The organism is Actinoplanes sp. NPDC051513 (genome assembly GCF_044454685.1).
Classification (GTDB): domain Bacteria; phylum Actinomycetota; class Actinomycetes; order Mycobacteriales; family Micromonosporaceae; genus Actinoplanes.
In genome coordinates, this window is the sequence record NZ_JBITDW010000024.1 from 91,429 (window position 1) to 113,596 (window position 22,168).

Below are 22,168 nucleotides of genomic sequence, written 5' to 3' on the forward strand. Positions count from 1 at the left end.
ATGACCGAGTACCCCCGCTTCGGCGCCGGCCTGTGGCACTTCGCCACCTACGTCGACCGGTACGCCTCCGACGGCTACGGCCCGGCCCGCACCACCCTCGAGGCCATCGAGCTGGCCGGGCAGGTCGAGGACCTGTCCGTGGTCGACCTCAACTACCCCTTCACCCCCGGCGTCGGCCTCGACGAGGTGAAGGACGCCCTCGCCGCGCAGGGGCTCACCGCCATCGGCATCACGCCCGAGATCTACCTGCGCAAGTTCAGCCGCGGCGCGTTCACCAACCCCGATCCGGGCGTACGCAAGGCCGCGCTCGACCTCATGCACGAGGCCGCCGGCATCGTCCGCGAGCTCGGCGCCAACTACGTGAAGATCTGGCCCGGCCAGGACGGCTGGGACTATCCCTGGCAGGTCGACCACCGCACGCTGTGGAAGCTCGCGGTCGACGGCATGCGCGAGCTGGCCGGCGCCCACCCCGACCTCAAGTTCGCCATCGAGTACAAGCCGCGCGAGCCCCGTGTGAAGATGACCTGGGACTCGGCCGCCCGCTCGCTGCTGGGCATCCAGGAGATCGGCCTCGACAACGTCGGCATCCTGCTCGACTTCGGGCACAGCCTCTACGGCGGCGAGTCGCCCGCCGACGCCGCCCAGCTGATCATCGACCACGGCCGCCTGTACGGCATGGATGTGAACGACAATTTGCGCGGCTGGGACGACGACCTCGTGGTCGGCACCGTGCACCTCAGCGAGATCTTCGAGTTCTTCCACGTGCTGCGCAAGAACGGCTGGGACGGCGTGTGGCAGCTCGACCAGTTCCCGTTCCGCGAGGACTCGGTCGACGCGGCCCGCACGTCGATCCAGTTCCTCAAGCGGATCCACCGGGCGCTCGACCGCCTCGACGAGCCGGCCCTGGCCGAGGCGCAGGAGCGGCAGGACGCCATGGCGACCCAGCGGATCGTGCAGAACGCGCTCTTCGGCGAGGTGGAATCGTGATTCGCCGCCTCCTCGCGGTCGCCGCCACCGCCGGCCTTGTGCTCGCCGCGCAGGCCGCCCCGGCGTCCGCCCCGGCTTCCGCGCACTCGGCGAACTCCTCGACGCCGGTCAAGCCGCGCACGGTCGTCACCACCGACATGGAGCAGGACGACCTCGCCTCGCTGATTCGCTACCTGCTCTACACCAACGAGTTGGACACCGAGGGCATCGTCTACACCAGCAGCCGCTTCCATTGGGCCGGCGACGGCAAAGGCACCGAGTTCTTCCTGCCCGGCCGCGAATACACGACGCCGCAGACCTCGTGGCGGTGGACCGGGACGCGCACGATCCAGGATCAGGTGCTTCCGGCGTACGCGAAGGTCTACAAGAATTTGAAGACGCACGACCCGAGCTATCCCTCGCCGGCGTCGCTGCTCTCGAAGGTGAAGGTCGGGAACATCGTCTTCGAGGGCGAGATGAGCGAGGACACGCCGGGCTCGAACCTCATCCGCGGGCTGCTGCTCGACCACGACCCGCGGCCGCTGTATCTGCAGGCCTGGGGTGGGACCAGCACCATCGCCCGGGCGCTGAAGTCCATCGAGGAGAAATACTCGGGTACGCGGTCCTGGCCGCGGATCCGCGCCGGGGTCTCGTCGAAGGCCGTGATCCTGGCCAGCGGGTTCCAGGACGAGACGTATCAGAACTACATCGCGCTCTCCTGGCCGGGAATCCGGGTCGAGCAGATGTCGGGCGGCTACGCGACCTGGGGCTACAACTGCGATTTCAGCGGCCAGGGCAACGTGCGCGGGCTGCCGGCCGACCGGGTCTACTTCAGCGGGGCGTGGATCAAACAGAACATCCAGGTCGGGCCGTACGGCTCGCTGTACCGCTCGTGGCTCGACGGCCAGGCGATGCCGGGCGACCAGCTCGACATCTTCGGCGACCCGGAGCTGGCGCCGACCGGGTGGTGCCCGCCGATGGAGCCCTACGACTTCCTGTCCGAAGGGGACAACGTCGCCTTCAACATGCTGCTGGACACCGGGATCCAGGCGCCGGACAACCCGCAACTCGGCGGCTGGGGCGGCCGGGCCACGCAGACCTCGGCGTCGCCGAACCTGTGGACGATGGTCCCCACCGAGAAGGACGCCACCGGCGCCGACGTGGCCAACTACACCACCCTGCGGTGGGCGGCGGCCGCGCAGAACGACTTCGCCGCCCGCATCCGGTGGACGACGACATCCCGCTACTCGGCCGGCAACCACCCGCCGTCGGTGCGGATCGCCCAGGGCTCGTCGGTGAAGGCCCGCCCGGGCTCGACGATCCGGCTCTCGGCCCGGGTCTCGGACCCCGACCGCGACCGGGTCGCCACGCACTGGTGGCAGTACCGCGAGGAGGGCACCTACCCGGGCGTGGTCGCGGTGTCGGCCCACGGAACGGTCACGGTTCCGAAGGACGCGAAGCCGGGCCAGACCATCTCGGTGATTCTCCAGGGCACGGACGGCGGGCAGTTCCCGCTCACCCGCTATGACCGAGTAACAATCCGCGTGATCTAGCCTCCTCGTGGGGTGGGGGTCTGTTAGAGCGGGCTTTGGCGGTGATGGCCCGAGCCGGGGCCGGTGTCGGAAGCGGCAGCCACGGATGACCGCGTCGGGCGGCACTCATCATTGCTGACTGGCCTCGATCAACCGCCGGTGCGTGGACGGTTCTGCCCGGCGATGGCGGGCCGCGCCACCGACGCCCCGGGCCATGCCGCCCGCCGACACGGCGGTGGCGTCGGATGACCCGGACGACAGTCTCGCCACGCGGGCGGCGGCGCGGTACGTCGACTGCGGCGGCGCGGTGCGTCGACTGCGGCGGCGCGGTGCGTCGACTGCGGCGGCGCGGTGCGTCGACTGCGGCGGCGCGGTGCGTCGACTGCGGCGGCGCGGTATGCGGGCGCGACATGCCGGGTGGGGCGTGCGGTGTGCCGGGCGCGATATACCGGGCGTGGTGTGGCGGGCTGCGCGAGTATCCGCTGTGTTCGGCACCGTTTTCGCCCGACCCGTTCCACCCCGATGTGATCGGTGTTTGCCGTCGTCGGTGGAGGCTCTTGAATGGTGTTTGCCGTTGCGAAAGAATGGCACGGAACACCGTTGACGGAATGGCATGCACGGCGGCCGAATACGGTCGGCGCCGCGGATCGGGCGGTGTGTGGTCTTGGTCGGCGTGCGGACGAGGCCGAGCCACCGTGACGGTTGTTACGCAACGACCCGGTGTGGCCTGCTCCGTGGGCGCGGGTGGCGTGATCCGTTCGGCTGCGGTGGGCGCGGCCTGTTGGGTGGGCGCGGGTTGCTGGGTGGGTGCGGGTTGCTGGGTGGGTGCGGGTTGCTGGGTGGGTGCGGGTTGCGTGACCTGCTCGGCAGCGGCCGGCGCCGCTGGGGTGGGCTGCGTGATCTGGTTGCCCCGGTGCGCCACCCGTTCCGCTGGTGAGCCGAGGTCCTGGCCGGTGTAGGCGGGCGGTGCCTTTTGCGGCGTGGGTGTGTTCGGGCGGCCGGACCAGAGTCGGCGCTCGGCCGCGGTCAAGGGTGAACCGTCGTCACCGCCGTGCAGGCGGCGCAGCTTACGAGCGTGCCGCTCGACAAGCCCCCACGCGCGCTGCCGGGCATGCACGCGGCGGAACTCTTCACGCGCCGGCGAATAACGACGCGACCGGGTCGGATCACGCATTTCCGCTAACTGGGACCTGGTGAAGAACTCCATCTGCCGCACCCCAGAATTATCCCACCTCAACGAATCCGGCGGTAAGCCCAGAACCGTCTTCGATCATGCCATTCTCACCCCCGAATAGCCGCCGTCAACAATGGCGATAACCGGCCCGCTCCCGAAATTGCCGGAAAGCCCCACCCGTCACCCGCGACGGCCGCTGCTGCCGCCTCGGCTCGCCCCGAGCGCCGCCGCCTCAGAGATCTTGATAAGTCGCGGTGTGCCGCGAACGGCTACTCATCATCGCTGGTCGCCCATGATCGTCCGTTGGTGAATATGAGTGCATATCTCGGGCGCTCGGGGCCCGAGTTCCTCATTCCGTGGGCCGCTCGTCCAGGTGCCGGGGCCCCCGCCCCGGCACCTGGGTGGGGCCGAGTAGAGCGGGTGGGTACGACAAGACTTCGCCGTTGTCCACAGGCTGAGGTCTGGTGACCTCGACGCCAAATGGTCTTCAGGCCGGACACAGCGGACAGCAACGCCATAGCCCGTACAAAACAGCAGCTCATAGCGTCCGTCCGTGACCAAGACCCGGGACCGGTACTTCGAGCTGCTGCGCGTCCTCGCGATCGTCAGGGTGTCGGTGTACCACTTCTTCCCGCTCGCCGCGCTGGAGCTCGCGTTCCCGTCGATGGGCGTGATGTTCGCGCTCGCCGGCTCGCTGATGGCCAACTCGCTCGGCCGCCGGCCCGCCCGCACGGTCGTCTACGGCCGTGCGCGGCGGCTGCTGCCCGCGCTGTGGGTGCTCGCCGCGGTCGTCGTCCCGGCCATCTTCCTCGTCGGCTGGGACGAGAAACCGCCGCTGTGGCATCTGATCGCCTGGGTCGTCCCGTTCGCCGACCCGCCGTCGAGCACGTGGGGACTACAGGCCGCCGAGGTGCTCTGGTACCTGGTTACCTACCGGGTCAGCCCGAGCAGCATGCGCAGCGTGGTCGTCTTGCCCGAGCCGTTGAGCCCGAGGAAGCCGGTCACCCGGCCCGGCAGCGCGGTGAACGAGAGCTCGTCGACCGCGCGCGCCTTCCCGTACGCCTTGGTCAGCTCGATGGTCTCGATCATGGCGAGCCACTATCGGGGCCGCAGCGCCACCTTGACAGCCCCCGCGCGCGGGCCCTTGGCCGCGGTGGACAATGCGGCACGCCACTCGGCCAGGGGATACGTGTGCGTGACCAGCTTGTCGACCGGGTATCCGGGATCGCCCAGCCACTCCACGACCTCGGACATCGTCGTCCGGCCGCCGAGCGACGGCTCGGGCCCGGAGTTGACGGTGCCCTGCACGGTGAGCTGCCGGTTCCACACCAGCGACCAGTCGACCCGTTGCCTGCCCGCGCCGCCGACCAGCACGAGCATCCCGGTGGGGCGCAACAGGTGCAGCGCCAGGTCGATCGTGCTGGGCAGCGCCACACAGTCGAAGACGACGTCGACGCCCTGCTCGAGGATCGGGGTCCGGGTGATGCGGGGCCGGATGACCCGCCCGCCGTGGATCCGCGCGAGCTCCTCGACCACCCGCGGGCCGGGCGGCAGCATTCTGGTCGCGCCCACGTCCTCCGCCGGGAAACCGCCCGGCCCGACCACGGTGATGTCGAGGTCGGGGTGCAGGCGGCGCAGCGCGGCGGTGGTCAGCAGCCCGATCGTGCCCGGCCCGATCACCACCGCCCGGTCGCCGCGCCGCTCCCATCGCAGCGCCGCGTGCAGCCCGATCGAGGCGGGCTCGGCCAGCACCGCCCGGCGCGCCGGCATGTCGCCGACCCGGTGCAGCTGGCTCTCGTGCGCCGCGATCAGCTCACCCCAGCCGCCGCCGAGGGCGGCGTCGAAGCCCTGCGTCGGGGATTGGCATCGGGCGGCTCCCGGCTGGTCGAAGCGCTCACACACGTACGGGAAACCGTCGCGGCACGACCGGCAGGGATCGAACCCGCGGTGCACGCAGGACAGGACGGGATCGACCACGACCCGGTCCCCGGTCCCGTTGTTCACCGCGACGATCTCGTGCCCGAGGATCTGCTTGCGGGCGCTGTAGAAGGCGCTGAGCACGGGGGAGGACTTCGCGTGCGCGACGGCGAGGTCGCTGCCGCAGATGCCGGCCAGCTCCGTGCGCAGCAGGACCCATCCGGGCGCGTCGGGCAGCATCGGTTCCGGCAGGTCGTCGCGCAGCGAGAGCAGCCCGGCCGGCACTCGGCCTCGCGTCGCGGCGGTCAGCAGGTAGCGGGGGACGGACAGGTCGGCGAGGACGGCACGCATCGACAGATGATGCGCCCTCCCGCGCCGCGCGTCATCCAGAACTACGGGCAAGGACGGCGAGATCGTCCTCAGCCCGCCGACCGAGTTCACCGCCGACAACATCGACAGGTTCAACTTCTGAACAGGGTCTTGCGGGTAACCGGTAGATCGCCGAGAGTGCTGCTATGACGGAGATCGACGTCCCCACCACGCCCGCAGGCTACTGGCCCGATGTGGAGACGGTCCCCCGCGCGCCGCTGCGCGGGGCGGCCGTGAAGGCGCTCCTGCGGTTCATCGCCGGCCGGGTGCCGGTGCGCGTCATCACCGGCGACGAGCCGCTGGAGCCGGGCCCCCCGCCCGTCCTGCGCCTGCGCCGGCCCGACGCCTTCCACCGCCGGGTCGGCGCCACCGGGCTCATCGGGCTCGGCGAGGCGTATCAGGCCGGCGACTGGGACACCGACGACCTGGCCGGTCTGCTCACCGCGGCCGCCGCGGCCATGAGCGGGTCGCTCGGCCGGTACCGCAAGCTCGCCCGGATCCGGCACGTGCCGTGGCTGCAGTGGGCGCACGGCGCACGCCCGAAACCCGACGAGGAGAACACGGTCGAGGGCGCCCGCCGCAACATCCAGCGGCACTACGACCTGTCCAACGAGATGTTCGCGCTGTTCCTCGACGAGACCATGACGTACTCGTCGGGGTTGTTCGCCGGCCCCGAGGACGACGACCTCGCCGGCGCCCAGCGTCGCAAGATCGACCGGTTGCTCGACCTCACCGGTGTCGGCGACGGCACCCGGGTCCTCGAGATCGGCACCGGCTGGGGCGAGCTCTCCATCCGGGCCGCGAAGCGCGGCGCGCACGTGCACACCATCACCATCTCCACCGAGCAGCAGGCGCTCGCCCAGCAGCGGGTGGTCGAGGCCGGCGTCGCCGACCGGGTGACCATCGAGCTGCGCGACTACCGCCAGGTGGACGACGTGCAGGGCTACGACGCCATCGTCAGCGTCGAGATGATCGAGGCCGTGGGCCGCAAGTACTGGCCGTCGTACTTCGGGACGATCGGCCGGCTGCTCGCGCCCGGCGGCCGGGCCGGCATCCAGGCGATCACGCTGCCCGACGCGCGGCTGAAGTTCGCCGAGACGTACACGTGGGTGCAGAAGTACATCTTCCCCGGCGGCGTCATGCTCTCGGTCGAGGAGGTCGAGCGGCAGCTCGCCGCCGGCACCGGGCTACGGCTGGCCGACAAGCGGGCATTCGGCTGGAGCTACGCCAAGACGCTGCGGCTGTGGCGCGACAACTTCCTGTCGAACGCCGAGCGGGTACGCGCCCTCGGCTTCGACGAGATCTTCCTGCGCACCTGGGAGTACTACCTGGCCTACTGCGAGGCCGGCTTCGTCTCCGGCGAGATCGACGTCCACCAGCTCATCCTCGACCGACCGGCATGAGCGCCGCGCGGTAGGCGTCGAGGGTCTGCTCCGCGAAGAGCGCGGGCGTCAGGCCGTACGCGATCTGCTGGGCTCTCTCCACCACGTCGTTCTCGTCCTCGAGCGAGGCCCTCAGGGCCGAGGCGAGAGAGGCCGGCGCCGGGTCGGCCAGCCGCACCGCCGCACCCAGCGGATGGCCGGCCGCCAGCTCGCGATCGACCATGACGATCGGCAGGCCCGCGAGGGCGGCCTCGTGCAGCACGATGCCCTGAGTGTCCGTCGTGGACGGAAACGCGAACACGCTCGCCGACCGGTAGGCGGCCGGCACTTCCGCGCCGTGCAGCGTGCCGGTGACGTCGACGTGTCCCGTCAGCCCGGCGCGGACAAGCCGGCGCCGCAGGTCGAACCGCGACGACACCGGCCCGGCCAGCACCAGCCTCGCCTCCGGCTTCACCCGAAGCAGCAGTTTGAAGGCGTCCAGCAGCAGCGGAATGCCCTTCTCCGCGCAGACGCGGCCCACAAAGAGCACGATCGGCTCCTTCCGCTGCGCCCTGCTCTCGCCGCGATGGCCCGGGGGAGTGGAGATGACCCGCACCTTGCGGGCGTAGGCGCCGGCGGTGCTGCAGTGCCGCAAAGCCGTCGCCGTCGGCAGGATGATGACGTCGGCGGCCTCGAAGACCCGCGCGTTGCCCGCCTCGACCGCCGCGTACTTCCCCCTGCCGGTCACCTTGGCGCCCCGCGGCAGAAAGCGGGCGTAGAGCGCCGTGCCGGCCCGGATCACCGGGGTGGGGAAGTGGTAGAACGCCGAGTACCCATGCATGTCGGTGTGGTAGGTGTAGACCGCCGGAATGCCCATCGACTTCGCCACGGACAGGCCCGCCGCGCCCAGCGGCCCCGGCGTGTGCACGTGCGCGATGTCCGGCCGCCACTGCCCGACGCGACTCCGCAGCCCGCGCATCGGGAACAGCGCGAACCGGAAATCGCCCATCCCCGTGTCCAGCGACGGCACCCGGCCACCCGGTCGCCACAGCGGCCCGGTGCTGGTCACGAGGCTCTCGTGGCCCAGCTCCGCCAACTGGTCGACGAGCAGCCGCACCGACGTCGCGATGCCGTTCACACCGTCGACGGCCGCGTCCGAGAAGTGTGCGATCCTGACCACGTGGCCGCGTCCCCCGCACTCCGAGAAGGTGAGACGAAGGTACCGGCAGCCGCCGCTCTCGCGGTCCTCGTCGCGGGATTCGGCGCACTCTGTCTCTTCTGGACGTTCGGCGCTCATTCCGCCGACATGCCCGGCCTCTTCGATTTCGCCAGCGCCACCTGGGGCGACGCGCTCGCGCTTCCCGCGATGACAGCCCTTCTCGTGTACGCGGTCCGCACCCTCCCCGCCGCCCGCGGCGATCGCCCCTTCGCGCTCGTTGCGGCCGCCCTCGCCGGCGCCCTCGGCGTCACCTCCCAGGCCCTGTGGCTGGCCGCCGGCCACCCGCGCCCCAACTGGACCCTGCCCCGCCCGCACCGCTTCACCGCCGCCGGCTGGTACCACGCCGCCTTCGTCACCGCGATGTGTGCCCTCATCGCCGGCCTGCTGGCGCTGGCCCTGAACCGGGTCACGCTGGCCGCGCGCCGCCCGTGGCCGGTCGTGGCCGCGATCGCCGCCGCCATCGCCTGCGGCCTGGTCTTCACCGCCCTGCTGGCCGCCGACACCCACGCGACCCCGGGCGGCGCGGGCCTGGCCGGCGTGCTCCTCGCCCTGGTGGCCCTGCTCGTGGTCGGCAGCACCGTCGCCCGCCGGGTAGCTCATCGGTGAGCATGCCGTTGCGGACCGGTTGCCCCGCTCAGCGCCGGGCGCGGCCGCTCCGATCAGGTCGGCATGCGTCTTCCTGCTGCCTCCCGCGCCCGCGCCGCCGTGCTGGCCGGACTGCTGACCGTCGGCACCGCCCTGGCGCCGGCGTCGCCGGCCTTCGCCGGGGAAGGCCCGCCGCCGGCGAGTGACTCCGGCGCGGGGCTGCGCATCCTGCCGCTCGGCGACAGCATCACCTTCGGCAAGGGTGACCCGGCCGAGAACGGCTACCGCGCCGCCCTGTACTCCTGGCTGACCCAGCCCGTCGACTTCGTCGGCTCGCAGCGCAACGGCGCCACCGCGCACGAGGGGCACCCCGGCTGGCGGATCGCCCAGCTCACCGAGCGCATCGACGCGTGGATGGCCGAGGCGCGCCCCGACGTCGTGCTGCTGGACATCGGCACCAACGACCTGCTGCGCCACGACCGCATCGCCGAGGCGCCCGACCGCTTGGTGGAGCTGATCGACCACATCGTCGCCGCCAACCCCCAGGTCCGCATCCTGCTCGCCGAGCTCCTGGTCGTCGACCGTGGGCACGAGGCCGACTTCGAGTGGTACAACAGCACGCTGCCGCTGATGGCCGCCCTTTACCCGGACAACGTCATGCTGGTCGACATGGCCCGGGTGCCGGTCGCCAACACGGTCGACCACGTTCATCCGAACGCGCTGGGCTACCAGCAGATGGCCTACCAGTGGTACGAGGCCCTGCGCGGCGTCCTGCCGCAGGGCCGGTCGTGGAGCCCGGTCACCAGCCCGTTCTGATCGGACGGGCGGCCGCGGCCATCACGCTTGGGGCGGCCGGCCGCGGCCGGCGAGGTAGCCGTCGCGGACGATGCGGTGCACCCCGTGCAGGTAGGCCTCCGGCGACGACGGCGTCAGCGTGGCCAGCCCGTCGACGTAGCGGTTGAACATGCTGAACGCCGACGCGATCAGAACCGTGTCGTGGATCTCGAGGTCGGTCGCGCCCTCGGCCCGCGCGTCGGCGACCAGCCAGGCGGTCACGTCCCGCCCATCCACGCGTACGGCGGAAGCGATGCGCAACAATGCGCGCAGCTTGGGCGTTATCGGCGCGGTCTCGAGATCGGCCCGCACCTCGTCGACCAGCCGGACCCCTTCGGAAAGCTGAGCCGCGGCGAAGGCCGCGTGCGAAGCGGCGCAGTAAGCGCACTCGTTGAGCTCGGAGACGTAGGCGGCGATCAGCTCCCGCTCACCCGGCGACAGCGTGCTGGGCCCTCTCAGCAAGACCTCGGCCAGCATCATGAGCGGCTGCGCGGTCTCCGGCCGATACTGCAGAAGCCCCTGGATGCCGGGGAAGAGCTGCTCGTCCACGCCGAGGTCGATGTGCGCCATCGCAGCAGGATAGGTGGCCGGGTCACGCCCGGGAAGCCTCGGACGACATTCGGCTGACCACCTGACCCGCCCGGGAGTGTCACAATCGGTGCTGCTTGCCGTCGGAACGACCGGCCTGCGGGCCAACGATGGCACCACGAGCTGGCCGGCGTCCTGCTCGTGGCCGACGGTGCCACCGAAACCCTGAGCCACAACGACGACCCCGTGACGGCGATCGAGGCGGAACCCGAGGTGCTGCGGGGCCAGCTGATCGCGTCGGGCGCCGACCGCGACGAGCAGATCCTCGCGGCGGCGCAGCAGGTGCTGGCATTGACCCGTAACGTCTACATCCAGGATGTCAAGGGCGTCCAGATCGGCGACCACAACACTCAGCACAACACGTTCAACTGACGGCCCGGTCTTTCGGCCGGCCGTGCGGCGCCGGCCTTGATCAATAGAATGGGCGCCGAGGGAGGAACCATGGCAGTAGCGGTTGCCGCACCTCATTCCGCCGCGGTGGAGGCCGCCCGGGAGGCGGTTGCGGCCGGGGGGAACGCCGTCGACGCGGCGCTCGCGGCCGCGGGGGCGCTCACCGTGGTGTATCCGCATCAGTGCTCGGTGGGCGGCGACCTCGTGGCCATCGTGCGGCCGGCGGGTGGGGCGCCGCGGGCGGTGCTGTCGATCGGGGCCGCGGCCGCGAACGTGGACATCGACGGGCTGCGGGCGGCGGGCGATGCGATGCCGTTCGGCGGGCCGCAGCCGATCACCGTGCCGGGGGTGGTGGCCGGGTGGGCGGCGGTCGCGGGGTTCGGGGCGCGGCTGCCGCTGGGGGAGTTGCTCGCCCCGGCGGTCCGGCTCGCCGAGGAGGGCGTGCCGTTCAGCCCGGGGCTGCGGCGGGAGATCGCGAACCGGATGGACGCGATCCGGGCCGATCCGGGACTGTCCGCGCTGCTGCTCGGGGGCGACGACCGGCTGGTGCAGCCGGCGCTGGCCGCGACGATCTCCACGATCGCGGCCGACTGGCGCGAGCTCTACGCCGGCGACCTCGGGCGGCGGCTCGCGGAAGGGCTGCGCAAGCTGGGGAGTCCGCTGGTGGCGGCCGACCTGGCGGCGCACGAGGCCGAGGTGGTCACGCCGCTGACCCGGGTGGTGGGCGGGGTTACGTGGCACGCCGCGCCGCCGCCGGTGCAGGGGCCGACGTTCCTCGCCGTGCTGGGGGCCGACGACCTGCTCGCCGCCTCTCGGTGTGCCCGGCGGGCGAGGGATGCCCTGCTCGGCGACCCGCGCACGGGGGCGGTGGATCTCGAAACGCTGCTGAGCGGGGACGCTCCGGCGGGTGACGAGGGGCCGCGGCCGGGTGGGGACACCGTGGCGGTCACGGCCGTGGACAGCGACGGGAACGCGGTGACGCTCATCCAGAGTCTGTTCGAGAGCTTCGGGTCGGGCTTGCTCGATCCGGCGACCGGCATCGTGCTGCACAACCGCGGGGCCTCGTTCAGCCTCGATCCGGAGCACCCGGGGCGGATAGCGCCGGGCAGCCGGCCGCCGCACACGCTCTGCCCGACCATGGCGATCACCGGTGACACGGTGGTCGCGCTCGGCTGCATGGGCGGGCGCAACCAGCCGTGGATCCTCGCGCAGGTCGCCGCCGAGACCGTCGGCTCGGACGACCTCGCGGGGCTGCTGGCCCGCCCCCGCTGGGTGTTCGACGGACCCGGCGTGCTGGCCGAGGCGGGAACGCCGGGCCTGGCCGGGGCGGGCGACGGTGTGACGATCGTGAGCGATCTTCACGACGGCGCGGGACACACACAAGTCTGCCGCCTGCGCGGCGGTGAGCTCGCGGCCGCGAGCGACCCTCGCGCCGACGGGCGGGGAGCGGTCCTGGGCGGGTAAGCGCAACCCGGGCGGGAAGGCGGGCCTGGACGGGCTGGTTGGGCGCGACGCTAGGGGAGCAGCTGGTCGAGGGCCGGCGGCTTCTTGAAGATGCCGTCCTCCCGGCCGAGCTGGGCCACCGTGTCGAGGGACGCGCGGTTGATGTCCTGCGGCCAGTTCGGAAGGATCATGCCGATCCGGACGGTGTCGTTGATCGGCGTGTAGGTGCCGACCACGTCGCGGACCTCCTCGGGGTGCTCCTCGGAGTACTGCAGGGACTCCTTGATCGCCTCGGTGAAGTGGGTGACCAGGTCGGGGCTCTGCGCGATCGTGTCGTTGCTGGTGAAGTAGAGCGCCACGGTCAGATCGGGCGCGGTGTCGACGAAGTTGGACGCCAGCACCTCCGCGCCGGACACGACCGCCTCGGAGAGCTGCGGCTCGACCACCCAGATGGCGTCGACCTTGCCGGAGCGCAGCGCGCCGTTCATGGTCGGGAACGGCATCGCCTCGAACTTGAGGGTCCTCGGGTCGCCGCCGGCCTTGCGTACCGACTGGCGGACCGTGGTGTCGCCGATGTTCTTGAGCGTGTTCACCGCGATGGTCTTGCCGACCAGGTCCTTCGCCGACCGGATGGTGCTGCCGTCCTTCACCACGATCGCGGAGAAGTCGCGGCCGGCCCGGCCGGTCGAGGCGACGCCGCTGGCAACGCCCTTGAGCGGCGCGCCGTCGGACTGGGCGGCCATCAGCGAGGTCACGTTGGCGAAGCCGAACTGGTACTTGCCGGCGAGCACGCCCTTCACGATCGGCCCGCCGCCCTGCTCCTGGACGAGGTTCAGCTCGATGCCCCGCTTGCTGAAGAAGCCCTTCTCCTTGCCGAGGTAGATCGGCGCGACGTCGATGATGGCGATCACGCCGACATCCACCTTGGCGCCGGTCGGCTCTTCCTTGGCGCCGTCGGAGGTACAGGCCGCGGAAGCGAACAGCATCGCCAGCACGGCGACGGTGGCGAGGATCCGACGCATGGTGCGCTCCCTGGAGGTGTACGGCGCACTCGCGCCCGGCGCAAGGTACCGCGATCTCCGGCGCAATAACACAGAGCGAACGGACAGAGTTGCTGTTCGTAAGGGAACCCGGATGACGGATTGTGGTCGGGCGTGCCTGACTGACCGAAATGATCCATAATCACCAGTCGTGCAGGGTGCCGTCCTCGAGGCGGTTAACCGGGAGTGACGCGGGCCGGTACGGGTACTTCGCGGCGAGTGACTCGTCGATGTCGACGCCCAGGCCCGGCTCCTCGGAGGGGTGCAGGTAGCCGTCGGCGTACCGGTAGCCGTGCGGGAAGACCTCGTCGGTCGCGGGCGCGTGCGGCATGTACTCCTGCAGGCCGAAGTTCGGAATCGCCAGATCGAGGTGCAGGGCCGCGGACATGCAGACGGGTGAGAGGTCGGTCGCGCCGTGCGAGCCGGTGCGTACGTGGTGCAGGGCGGCCAGGTCGAAGATGCGGCGCAGGTGGGTGATGCCTCCGGCGTGCACGACGGTGGCGCGGATGTAGTCGATCAGCTGCTCGCGGATCAGCCGCTCGCAGTCCCAGATGGAGTTGAACACCTCGCCGACGGCCAGGGGAGTGGTGGTGTGCTGCCGGATCAGCCGGTAGCCGTCCTGAAGCTCGGCCGGTACCGGATCTTCGAGCCAGGTCAGCGCGTACGGCTCGAGGGACTTGCCGAGCCGGGCGGCCTCGATCGGGGTGAGCCGGTGGTGCACGTCGTGCAGCAGCCGCAGCGTCGGCCCGAACTCCTCGCGGACCCTCGCGAAGACGGACGGGATGTGGGCGAGGTACTCCGGGGTGGACCAGACGGCCTCGGTCGGCAGGGCGGCGGAGGCGGGCTCGTAGACCGGCGCGGAGGAAATACCGTAGATGTCCGGAAAACCGGGAACAAAGGCCTGCACACGTACGGCTCGATAGCCGCGATCCACGAACGAGGACACGGACGACAGCAACCCGTCAAGTGAAGACCCGTTCGCATGCCCGTACACGGAAACCCCGGACCGCGACCGCCCACCCAGCAGTTGATAGACCGGAAGCCCGGCCACCTTGCCTTTGATGTCCCACAATGCCGTGTCGACCGCGGCGATCGCGGTCATCGTGACCGGCCCCCGCCGCCAATAGGCGCCCTTGTAGAGGTACTGCCAGGTGTCCTCGATGCGCGCCGGGTCCCGCCCGATCAGAAGCGGGATCACATGCTTTTCGAGGTACGCGGCGACGGCGAGTTCCCGCCCGTTGAGCGTCGCGTCGCCGACGCCGGAGATGCCGTCGGACGTCTCCAGGCGCAGCGTCACGAAGTTGCGGCCCGGGGAGCAGACAATGACCCGGGCCGCCTCGATTCTCACGAGGAGTCCTCCTTGACCCGGGCCACCAATTGGGTCGGATTCACGAAACGCAGCGCGATGACGAGCAGCACCAGCATCATCGAGGTGTAGATGACCGCCATCGCGTCGACCGACTGCTGCGCCCGGATCCCGGCCGCCGACATCGAGTAGTACAGCGCCACCACCAGCGTCTGCGAATCGGGCCCGGCGGTCAGGAACGTCAGCTCGAACATGCCGACCGTGCGCACTAGCACGAGGATCGACGCGGCGAGAATCCCCGGCACGAGAAGCGGCGCGAGAATGCGCAGGAACACCTGCCAGGTACGGGCGCCGCACATGCGGGCGGCCCGTTCGATCGCCGGGTCGACCTGTTCGATGAACGGCGTCATCGTGAGAATGACGAACGGGATCGACGGCACGAGATTGGCCAGCACCACGCCCGCCATGTGCCCGGCGAGGCCGTACTTGTAGAGGACCGTGGCGAGCGGAATGCCGTAGGTGATCGGCGGCATGAGAATCGGCAGCAGGAAAAGCAGGTAGAGGATCCGGCGGCCGGGGAAGGTGCGGCGGGCGAGGACGTACGAGGCCGGCACGCCCACGAGCACCGAGATGCCCACCACCAGCAGCGAAACCTCGACCGTCACGATGAGCACGTCGAGCAGCGTGAATTCCGTCCACGCCTGGCCGTACCACTGGGTGGTCCAGCCGTCGGGGAGCCACGTATCGAACCAGCGGCGGCCGAACGAGCTGACCAGCACCGAGAAAATGACCCCGGCCAGCATCACGGAGAAGAAGGTCACCGACCCCCAGACCAGCCACGCGCCGGGCGAGGCGACGATGCGGCGGCGGGTGCGCGACGCGGTGGCCGGCAATGCGATCGCCATCAGCCTTTGCCTCCCGTCGATCCGGTGTAGAACAGCGTTCGCAGCCCGAGCACGGCCGCGACGACGGCCAGCTCGACCACACCCATCACCACGGCGATGGCGCTCGCGAGCGGATAGTCGAAGGACTCGTAGGCGGCGTGATAGGCGGCAATGGAGATGACCCGCGTCGATCCGGCCGGGTCGCCGACGAGCACGGCCGAGGGAAAGACGCTGAATGCCAGCACGAACGTGAGGCAGAACGTGGTGGCGAGCCCCGGCGCGAGCAACGGCAGCGTGATCCGGTGGAACCGCGGCCACCATCCGGCCCCCAGCGTCGCCGCGGCCCGTTCGAGGGTCGGATCGATGCCCGACAGATACGACAGGATCAGCAGGAACGCGAACGGAAATCCCGTGATGACCAGGGAGAAGAAGACACCCCAGTAGTTGTTGGTCAGCCGCACCGGCTCGTCGGTGATTCCCGCCGACATCAGCGTCCGGTTGAACCATCCGGCCGGGCCGAGGAAATTGAGCAGCCCTTCGGCGGTGAGCACCGTGCCGAGGGTGATCGGAATGACCAGCAGCGTGGTGAGCAGACGCTTCCCGCGGAAACGGCCCCGCATCCGGTACGCGATCGGCACCGACGCCGCCACATTGATCAACGCCGCCGGAAGCGACAGTTTCAGCGTCGTCCAGATGGTGTCGCGCTGGTACGCGTCCTCGAAGAACGCGCGATAGGCCCCGAAGATCCCGCCCTGTGACGGCTGGAAGGACAGCCCCAGTCCGTACGCGAAGGGATAGACGAACAGGATCAGCACGCACAGCAGCGCGGGCACTAGGAGGAGCAGGTGCCGGTCGACGCCGCGTTCGGCCAGCCGGTGCCGCAGCGCGGTCATGATCGCGCCGCCGGGAAGACCAGGACCCGCGCGGGGTCGGCCACCACGGAGATCTTGTCGCCCGGTGCGGGCCGGTCGACAGCCCGCAGGTGCAGCATGACGCCCTGCGACGTGCGCGCCTCCACGGCCAGCTCGCGCCCCTGGTACTCGACGACCTCGACGGTGGCCGGCACCCCTTCGTCGCCGACCTGAAGGTCCTCGGGCCGGATTCCCGCCACCACCTCGTCACCGGGGAACAGATCGCCGACCGCCGTGCCGCGCAGCGCCATGCCGGCCCCCTCGACCGTCACGACATCCCGCGACACGGAGGCCACCCGCATCGGCAGCAGGTTCCGGTAGCCCATGAAGTCGGCGACGTGCCGGTTGGCGGGCCGCGTGTGCAGCTCTTCCGGCGTGCCGACCTGCTGCACCCGGCCGTCGCGCAGCACGACCAGGCGGTCGGCCATCGACAGCGCCTCCTCCTGGTCGTGCGTGACGTACACGGTGGTGAGGCCCAGCGACTGGTGCAGCCGCCGGATCTCGGTGCGCATCTCGAGGCGCAGTTTCGCGTCCAGGTTGGAAAGCGGCTCGTCCATCAGCACCAGCGACGGCTCGAGGACGATCGCGCGGGCGATCGCGACGCGCTGCTGCTGACCGCCGGACAATTGCCCCGGCAATTTCGTGGCGTGCTCCTCGAGGCGTACGAGTCGAATTGCCTCGTCGGTGCGGCGCCGGACCTCGGCTCGCGGCAAACGCCGCATCTGCAGCCCGAAGGCGATGTTCCGGCGCACCGAAAGGTGCGGGAACAGGGCGTAGCTCTGGAACACCATGCCGAATCCGCGGCGCTCCGGCGGCAGCGTGTCGATCCGCTTGTCGTCCTGCCAGATGCTGCCCTCGGAAAGCGGGAGCAGCCCGGCCAGACAGTTCAGCGCGGTCGACTTCCCGCAGCCGGAGGGGCCGAGCAGGGCGATGAACTCGCCCCGCTCGATACCCAGGCTGAGGCCGGACAACGCGTCCTTGCCGCCGAAGCGCCGCGTGACCCCGTCGAGGCGGAGCCAGCTCACTTCTTCACCTTCGCGCCGCCGATCTCGCGGTCCCATTTGTCGAAGGCGGCCACCAGCGATTTGGCGTCCAGCGGCACCTCGAGGGGATTGCCGGCGATGAGCTGCTCGTACTCGGGGCGGCCGTATTCGCCGAGGGCCTGCTGGCTTTCCGGCGGCGCCATCGTCAACGGCACGTCCTTCACCGCCGGGCCGGGGTAGAAGTAGCCCTTGTCGTACGCCTTGGCCTGCTGCGCCGGGGTGAGCATGTCCTTGATCAGGTTGAGGATCGCGGCCTGCTTCTCGACGTCGACGCCCTTGGGAATCACCGCGTAATGGGCGTCGGTCACCCAGTGGAAGCCCGCCAGCGTGCCGACCGCGGCCTCCTTGGGCACCGTGCCGAGCACACGCGGGTTGATGTCCCAGCCGGTGGTGCTCGCGATGATTTTCGCCGAGCCGTTCGCGAGGTTCTTCATGGTCTCGCTGGTGGTCGAGGGATAGAGCGTCACGTATTTGTTGAGCTCGGCCAGGTAGGCCCAGGTCTTGGCCCACCCGTTGACCGGGTCCTTCGGATTCTCGTCCTTGAGCAGATACGGCAGACCCATCAGGAACGTACGGCCGGGGCCGGAGTTCGACGGCCGCGCGTACTGGACCGCGCCCGGGTTCGCCTTGGCATACGCCAGCAGTTCCTCGGCCGTCTTCGGCGGGGTCGGCACCTTGGCCGGCAGGTATTCGATGAGCGGGCCGGACGGGTAATAGGTGACCGTCACCCCGAAATCGCCGGCGAGCTTCTGCATGGCCGCGGCGCCGTCCAGGTAGTCGTTCATTCCGGGCAGGCGATTCGCGTACGCCGGCAGCACCGGAACCCAAAGGCTCTGGTCGATGCCCGCGGCGAGGCCGTCCACGCCGGTCAGCACGAGGTCGATGTCGACGCGTCCCGCGTTCTGCTGGGCCTTGACCTTGCCGACCAGCTCGGGGGCGGTCGCCTTGGAGTACGTGACCTTCTCGATCTGGTCTTTGTTCTTGCTGACGAACTCGTCGATCATGCCCTGGGTGAGCTGGAGGTTCCCGGCCACGTCGAGGATGTTGAGCGTGACGGCCTTGCCCGGCTTGTCGGGCACCGGGCCGTCGGTCTTGCCGCTGCTACCGCCGGGCTTGTCCGGCGCGCCGCACGCGGCGAGGGCGAGGATCGCTGCCGAGGCAGCTATGACAATTTTCCGGGACATTGGGGTATCCCTTCATGCGGGGGCGGGGCCGGTGGAGTCGCGCACCATGAGCTGGGTGGGCAGCTCCCGCCGGGCCGCGGTGGAGCGGTCCGGCTCGGCGAACAGTTGCAGGAGCAGATCGACGCCGGCGCGGCCGGACTGCTCCTTGGGCAGGGCGACGGTGGTGAGGGAGGGGTGGACCATCGCGGCCAGGGGGATGTCGTCGAAACCGAGCAGGCTGATGTCGCCCGGCACCGCGACGCCACGGGCCGTGAAGCGGTTGAGCAGGCCGAGCGCGACCAGGTCGTTGTAGCCGATCACGGCGGTCGCCCCGGAGGCGAGCACCTGGTCGGCCGCGGCCACGCCGCCCTCGAACTGCGGCCTGACGTTGCCGATCTCGACGAGCTCGATCTCGGCGGCCGCGGCCTTCAGCGAGCGCAGACGCTCCCGGTTGGCCCAGGAGGAGCGCGGGCCGGCAACGTACGCGATGCGGCGGTGACCCAGCGCCGTGAGGTGGCTGACCGCCTGCCGCATGGCGTCGGGAAACTCCGGCGTCACCGACGGCACCCGGGCGATGCGCCGGTTGACCAGCACGACCGGGGTGTCGGCGACCAGCGTGCGCAACTCCTCGTCGGGCATCCGCGGTGAGCAGAGCACGATGCCGTCGACCTGCTTGGACAGCCGCCGCACCAGGCCGGCCTCGGCGGCCGGGTCCTCATCGGTGTCGGCGAGGAACACGGCGTAGTCGGCCTCGTGCGCGCGGGCCTGCACGCCCTTGACCACGCTCGGGAAGAACGGGTTGCCCAGGTCGGGAACGAGCAGGCCGATGTTGCCGGTGCGGCCCGTGCTCAGGCCCCGGGCCGCGCGGTTGGGGTGGTAACCGAGGCTCACCGCGGTGCGGCGGACGCGCTCGCGGGTGTCGGGGTGGACGAGCTCGGGCAGGGTGAGCGCGCGCGTGACGGTGGACGCCGAGACGCCGGCCGCGCGGGCCACATCTTTGATCGTCACCGCCATGCCGCTCCCCTGTCCGGAGTTAACGGCAAGTTTGAAATCCATTTCGGATCGATGTCAAGGCATCGACCACGATCTCTTCATGATCCTTTCCGGCATCCCATGATTCCAATGAAAACGTTGGCGATCTTGGCGCAACCGATGGTGTCGGCGGAGGCCGGCCCTGCGGCCCGATCGCGGGATCGTGACCCGCGACGACGCGCCGGGGAGGAAAGCCCGGCGGCGCTGTGGTTCGGTCCCGCACTACCAGGCCACAGCGCCGCCCTACTGCGAGTAAGGCTTTCAGGAAGATCCTGGCCTGCGACGCTAGTCGGCTTCGTTAACTTGATCTTCATCTGGGCCGACGGTCATGGGTGTCCGTCCGTCGGGTGCGGGATGGTCCGACCAGCCGTTTCCGCTGTGCGCGACCTGTGATTCAGTGCCGCACCGGGTCGGCGAGCAGCGGCGGGTAGACGGCCGAGGGCTCGCCGTCGACGGTCGCGCCGGCGAACTGCAACATTCGGCCGGTGGCGGCGTTCACTGCGTACGGGTAATTGAGCCCTGGTTGTGAAGCGGCGTCGAGCGTGGCGGTCTGCTCGTCGGTCAACGCGAGCGAAAGCGCCTCGAGGTTGGCGGCGAGGTGCTCGAGGCGACGCGGCCCGAGGATCGGGGCGGTGACCGCGGGCTTGCCGAGCAGCCAGGCCAGCGCCACGGCGGCGGGCGATGCGCCGAGTGAGGAGGCGACGGCCGTCACCGCGTCGATGACGGCGAATTGCGATTCACTGGGGCCGCCGGTGATCTGCCCGCGATAGGTGTCGTCGGCGCTCCCGTCCCGCCGGTACTTGCCCGACAGGTAGCCGCCGGCGAGCGGGCTCCACGGCGTCAGCCCCATCCCCGCGTCCAGGGCCAGCGGCACGATCTCGCCCTCGACCGTGCGGGCGAGCAGCGAGTACTCCACCTGCAGCGCGATCACCGGCGTCCACGAGCGCAGCAGCGCCACGGTCTGCGCCTGCGCCGTGTACCAGGCGGGCGTGTTGGAGAACCCGAGGTAGCGGACCTTCCCGGCCGTGACCAGGCCGTCGAGCGTACGCATCGTCTCCTCGACCGGGGTGTGCGCGTCCCAGTTGTGCAGCCAGTAGAGGTCCAGGTAGTCGGTCTGGAGCCGGCGCAGCGACTCCTCGACCTGGGTGACGATCGCCTTGCGGCCGGCGCCGCCGGCGTTGGGGTCGCCGGGGTAGAGGTTGCCGAAGAACTTGGTGGCCAGCACGATCCGGTCGCGGCGGCCGGGCCGGGCCGCGAAGTAGTCGCCGACGATCGCCTCCGAGTGGCCGTTGGTGTAGAAGTTCGCGGTGTCGATGAAGTTCCCGCCGCGGTCGAGGTAGGTATCGAGGATCTTCGAAGCCTCAGCCTCGTCGCAACCCCAGCCGCCCTCGGTGCCGAAGTTCATGGCGCCCAGCGCGAAGGGGCTGACCCGCAGCCCGGAACGGCCCAGTGTGCGGTACTGGTCGAGTGACATGTTCCTGCTCCTTTGATTCGCTGATGTATTCAGCAAACCAGCGCTACCAGGAAAGTTATAGAACGATCCTCGCGCACCCTTGCCCGATTCTGCTTTGATGGAGCGATGCTCGACGAGTTGGCCGCCCTCATCGCGCGGCACGCCCGGCCCGACGGCCGCACGCCGATCGACGGCGTCCTGCTCTCCGCGGTCGACGGTCCCGGTCCGCCCGAGACGTCCACCTCCGGCACGGTGCTCGCGCTCATCGCCCGGGGCGGCAAGCGGCTCGTGCTCGGCGACCGCATCTTCGACTACGGCGCCGGTCAATACCTGGTGGCCTCGGTCGACCTGCCGGTCACCGGGCACTTCGTCGGGCCCTCGCTGGGGTTCGGGCTCGAGCTGCGGCCCTCGGCGATCGCGTCCCTGCTGGTCGAGGCCGATCCGCCGCGCGGGCCGGCGCCGTCCGGCATCGCGGTCAGCGACGCGTCCGACGACCTGATCGACGCGGTGATCCGGATGGTGCGGCTCATCGAGCGGCCGCGCGACCGCGCGATTCTGGCGCCGATGATCGAGCGGGAGATCCTGTGGCGGCTGATCACGGGGGACCAGGCTGCGACCGTACGCGAACTGGGTCTTGCCGACAGCTCTCTCACCCGCATCAGCAAGGCGGTCGCCTGGATCCGCACCCACTACGCTCGTCCCTTCCGGGTCGAAGACCTGGCGCGCGAGTGCGGCATGAGCGTCTCCGCGTTCCATCGCGGGTTCCAGGCGGTGACCGCGGTGAGCCCGATCCAGTTCCAGAAGCGGATCCGGTTGCAGGAGGCCCGGCTGCGGCTCGCGTCGTCGGGGGACGTGGCCCAGGCCGGCTTCGCGGTCGGGTACGAGAGCGCGTCCCAGTTCAGTCGCGACTACCGGCGGCAGTTCGGGGTGCCGCCGAGCTTTGACCGCGTCCGTTAAG

General features: G+C 70.4%; 19 protein-coding genes and 2 pseudogenes. 9 read left to right on the forward strand and 12 right to left on the reverse strand.

What is annotated here, in order from left to right:
- From ACIA5D_RS41970 to ACIA5D_RS41980, 3 genes and pseudogenes are all read left to right on the forward strand, one after another.
- Nucleotides 1-987, forward strand: coding sequence for a sugar phosphate isomerase/epimerase family protein (locus ACIA5D_RS41970; protein WP_396036166.1), 987 nt, complete (start codon nucleotides 1-3; stop codon nucleotides 985-987).
- Nucleotides 984-2,519 carry a DUF1593 domain-containing protein gene (locus ACIA5D_RS41975; protein ID WP_396036167.1) on the forward strand — a complete coding sequence of 512 codons (1,536 nt, stop codon included), beginning with the start codon at nucleotides 984-986 and terminating at the stop codon, nucleotides 2,517-2,519. Before ACIA5D_RS41970 ends, ACIA5D_RS41975 begins: the two co-directional genes overlap by 4 nt.
- 1,769 nt (nucleotides 2,520-4,288) lie before the next feature.
- Nucleotides 4,289-4,546 (forward strand): annotated as a pseudogene (locus ACIA5D_RS41980) (acyltransferase); the annotation flags it as partial.
- A gap of 59 nt (nucleotides 4,547-4,605) precedes the next feature.
- Here ACIA5D_RS41980 and ACIA5D_RS41985 read toward each other — a convergent pair.
- A pseudogene (locus tag ACIA5D_RS41985) lies at nucleotides 4,606-4,761 on the reverse strand (ATP-binding cassette domain-containing protein); the annotation flags it as partial.
- 9 nt (nucleotides 4,762-4,770) lie between these two features.
- Entirely contained in the window at nucleotides 4,771-5,940 is a 1,170-nt protein-coding gene (locus ACIA5D_RS41990) for a zinc-binding dehydrogenase (RefSeq protein ID WP_396036168.1), read from the reverse strand.
- A gap of 164 nt (nucleotides 5,941-6,104) precedes the next feature.
- Here ACIA5D_RS41990 and ACIA5D_RS41995 point away from each other — a divergent pair, with 164 nt between their 5' ends.
- Nucleotides 6,105-7,361 (forward strand): class I SAM-dependent methyltransferase, encoded by a 1,257-nt coding sequence (locus ACIA5D_RS41995; RefSeq protein WP_396036169.1) that lies wholly within the window; start codon nucleotides 6,105-6,107, stop codon nucleotides 7,359-7,361.
- On the opposite strand, the gene ACIA5D_RS42000 is transcribed toward ACIA5D_RS41995, so the two are convergent.
- On the reverse strand, nucleotides 7,339-8,499 hold the full coding sequence (locus ACIA5D_RS42000; protein ID WP_396036170.1) for a glycosyltransferase: 1,161 nt from the start codon (nucleotides 8,497-8,499) through the stop codon (nucleotides 7,339-7,341). The genes ACIA5D_RS41995 and ACIA5D_RS42000 overlap by 23 nt on opposite strands.
- Nucleotides 8,500-8,625: 126 nt before the next feature.
- Here ACIA5D_RS42000 and ACIA5D_RS42005 point away from each other — a divergent pair, with 126 nt between their 5' ends.
- Entirely contained in the window at nucleotides 8,626-9,144 is a 519-nt protein-coding gene (locus tag ACIA5D_RS42005; protein WP_396036171.1) for a hypothetical protein, read from the forward strand.
- Between the two features lie 63 nt (nucleotides 9,145-9,207).
- Nucleotides 9,208-9,939 carry an SGNH/GDSL hydrolase family protein gene (locus ACIA5D_RS42010; protein ID WP_396036172.1) on the forward strand — a complete coding sequence of 244 codons (732 nt, stop codon included), beginning with the start codon at nucleotides 9,208-9,210 and terminating at the stop codon, nucleotides 9,937-9,939.
- 21 nt (nucleotides 9,940-9,960) lie between these two features.
- Here ACIA5D_RS42010 and ACIA5D_RS42015 read toward each other — a convergent pair whose 3' ends face one another.
- Nucleotides 9,961-10,527 carry a carboxymuconolactone decarboxylase family protein gene (locus ACIA5D_RS42015; RefSeq protein ID WP_396036174.1) on the reverse strand — a complete coding sequence of 189 codons (567 nt, stop codon included), beginning with the start codon at nucleotides 10,525-10,527 and terminating at the stop codon, nucleotides 9,961-9,963.
- Nucleotides 10,528-10,686: 159 nt separating this feature from the next.
- Here ACIA5D_RS42015 and ACIA5D_RS42020 point away from each other — a divergent pair, with 159 nt between their 5' ends.
- Together ACIA5D_RS42020 and ACIA5D_RS42025 are read left to right on the forward strand one after the other, a co-directional pair.
- Entirely contained in the window at nucleotides 10,687-10,917 is a 231-nt protein-coding gene (locus ACIA5D_RS42020) for an RIP homotypic interaction motif-containing protein (protein ID WP_396036175.1), read from the forward strand.
- 69 nt (nucleotides 10,918-10,986) lie between these two features.
- Complete coding sequence (locus ACIA5D_RS42025; RefSeq protein WP_396036176.1) at nucleotides 10,987-12,399, forward strand: gamma-glutamyltransferase; 1,413 nt, start codon at nucleotides 10,987-10,989, stop codon at nucleotides 12,397-12,399.
- A gap of 50 nt (nucleotides 12,400-12,449) precedes the next feature.
- Here ACIA5D_RS42025 and ACIA5D_RS42030 read toward each other — a convergent pair whose 3' ends face one another.
- From ACIA5D_RS42030 to ACIA5D_RS42065, 8 genes are all read right to left on the reverse strand, one after another.
- Nucleotides 12,450-13,400 carry an ABC transporter substrate-binding protein gene (locus tag ACIA5D_RS42030; protein ID WP_396036177.1) on the reverse strand — a complete coding sequence of 317 codons (951 nt, stop codon included), beginning with the start codon at nucleotides 13,398-13,400 and terminating at the stop codon, nucleotides 12,450-12,452.
- A 160-nt stretch (nucleotides 13,401-13,560) separates the two neighbouring features.
- Complete coding sequence (gene manD / locus ACIA5D_RS42035; protein WP_396036179.1) at nucleotides 13,561-14,766, reverse strand: D-mannonate dehydratase ManD; 1,206 nt, start codon at nucleotides 14,764-14,766, stop codon at nucleotides 13,561-13,563.
- A complete protein-coding gene (locus tag ACIA5D_RS42040; RefSeq protein ID WP_396036181.1) occupies nucleotides 14,763-15,629 on the reverse strand; it encodes an ABC transporter permease in 867 nt (288 codons plus the stop codon). The genes manD and ACIA5D_RS42040 overlap by 4 nt, the downstream gene beginning before the upstream one ends.
- Complete coding sequence (locus ACIA5D_RS42045; protein ID WP_396036183.1) at nucleotides 15,629-16,501, reverse strand: ABC transporter permease; 873 nt, start codon at nucleotides 16,499-16,501, stop codon at nucleotides 15,629-15,631. Before ACIA5D_RS42045 ends, ACIA5D_RS42040 begins: the two co-directional genes overlap by 1 nt.
- Nucleotides 16,498-17,544: an ABC transporter ATP-binding protein gene (locus tag ACIA5D_RS42050; protein WP_396036185.1), complete on the reverse strand. Its 1,047-nt coding sequence runs from the start codon at nucleotides 17,542-17,544 to the stop codon at nucleotides 16,498-16,500. Before ACIA5D_RS42050 ends, ACIA5D_RS42045 begins: the two co-directional genes overlap by 4 nt.
- Entirely contained in the window at nucleotides 17,541-18,746 is a 1,206-nt protein-coding gene (locus ACIA5D_RS42055; protein ID WP_396036187.1) for an extracellular solute-binding protein, read from the reverse strand. Before ACIA5D_RS42055 ends, ACIA5D_RS42050 begins: the two co-directional genes overlap by 4 nt.
- Before the next feature lie 12 nt (nucleotides 18,747-18,758).
- Nucleotides 18,759-19,739: a LacI family DNA-binding transcriptional regulator gene (locus ACIA5D_RS42060; protein WP_396036188.1), complete on the reverse strand. Its 981-nt coding sequence runs from the start codon at nucleotides 19,737-19,739 to the stop codon at nucleotides 18,759-18,761.
- 412 nt (nucleotides 19,740-20,151) lie between these two features.
- Nucleotides 20,152-21,231 (reverse strand): aldo/keto reductase, encoded by a 1,080-nt coding sequence (locus ACIA5D_RS42065; protein ID WP_396036189.1) that lies wholly within the window; start codon nucleotides 21,229-21,231, stop codon nucleotides 20,152-20,154.
- A 105-nt stretch (nucleotides 21,232-21,336) separates the two neighbouring features.
- Here ACIA5D_RS42065 and ACIA5D_RS42070 point away from each other — a divergent pair, with 105 nt between their 5' ends.
- Nucleotides 21,337-22,167 (forward strand): AraC family transcriptional regulator N-terminal domain-containing protein, encoded by an 831-nt coding sequence (locus tag ACIA5D_RS42070; RefSeq protein WP_396036191.1) that lies wholly within the window; start codon nucleotides 21,337-21,339, stop codon nucleotides 22,165-22,167.
- Nucleotide 22,168: the final 1 nt, after the last annotated feature.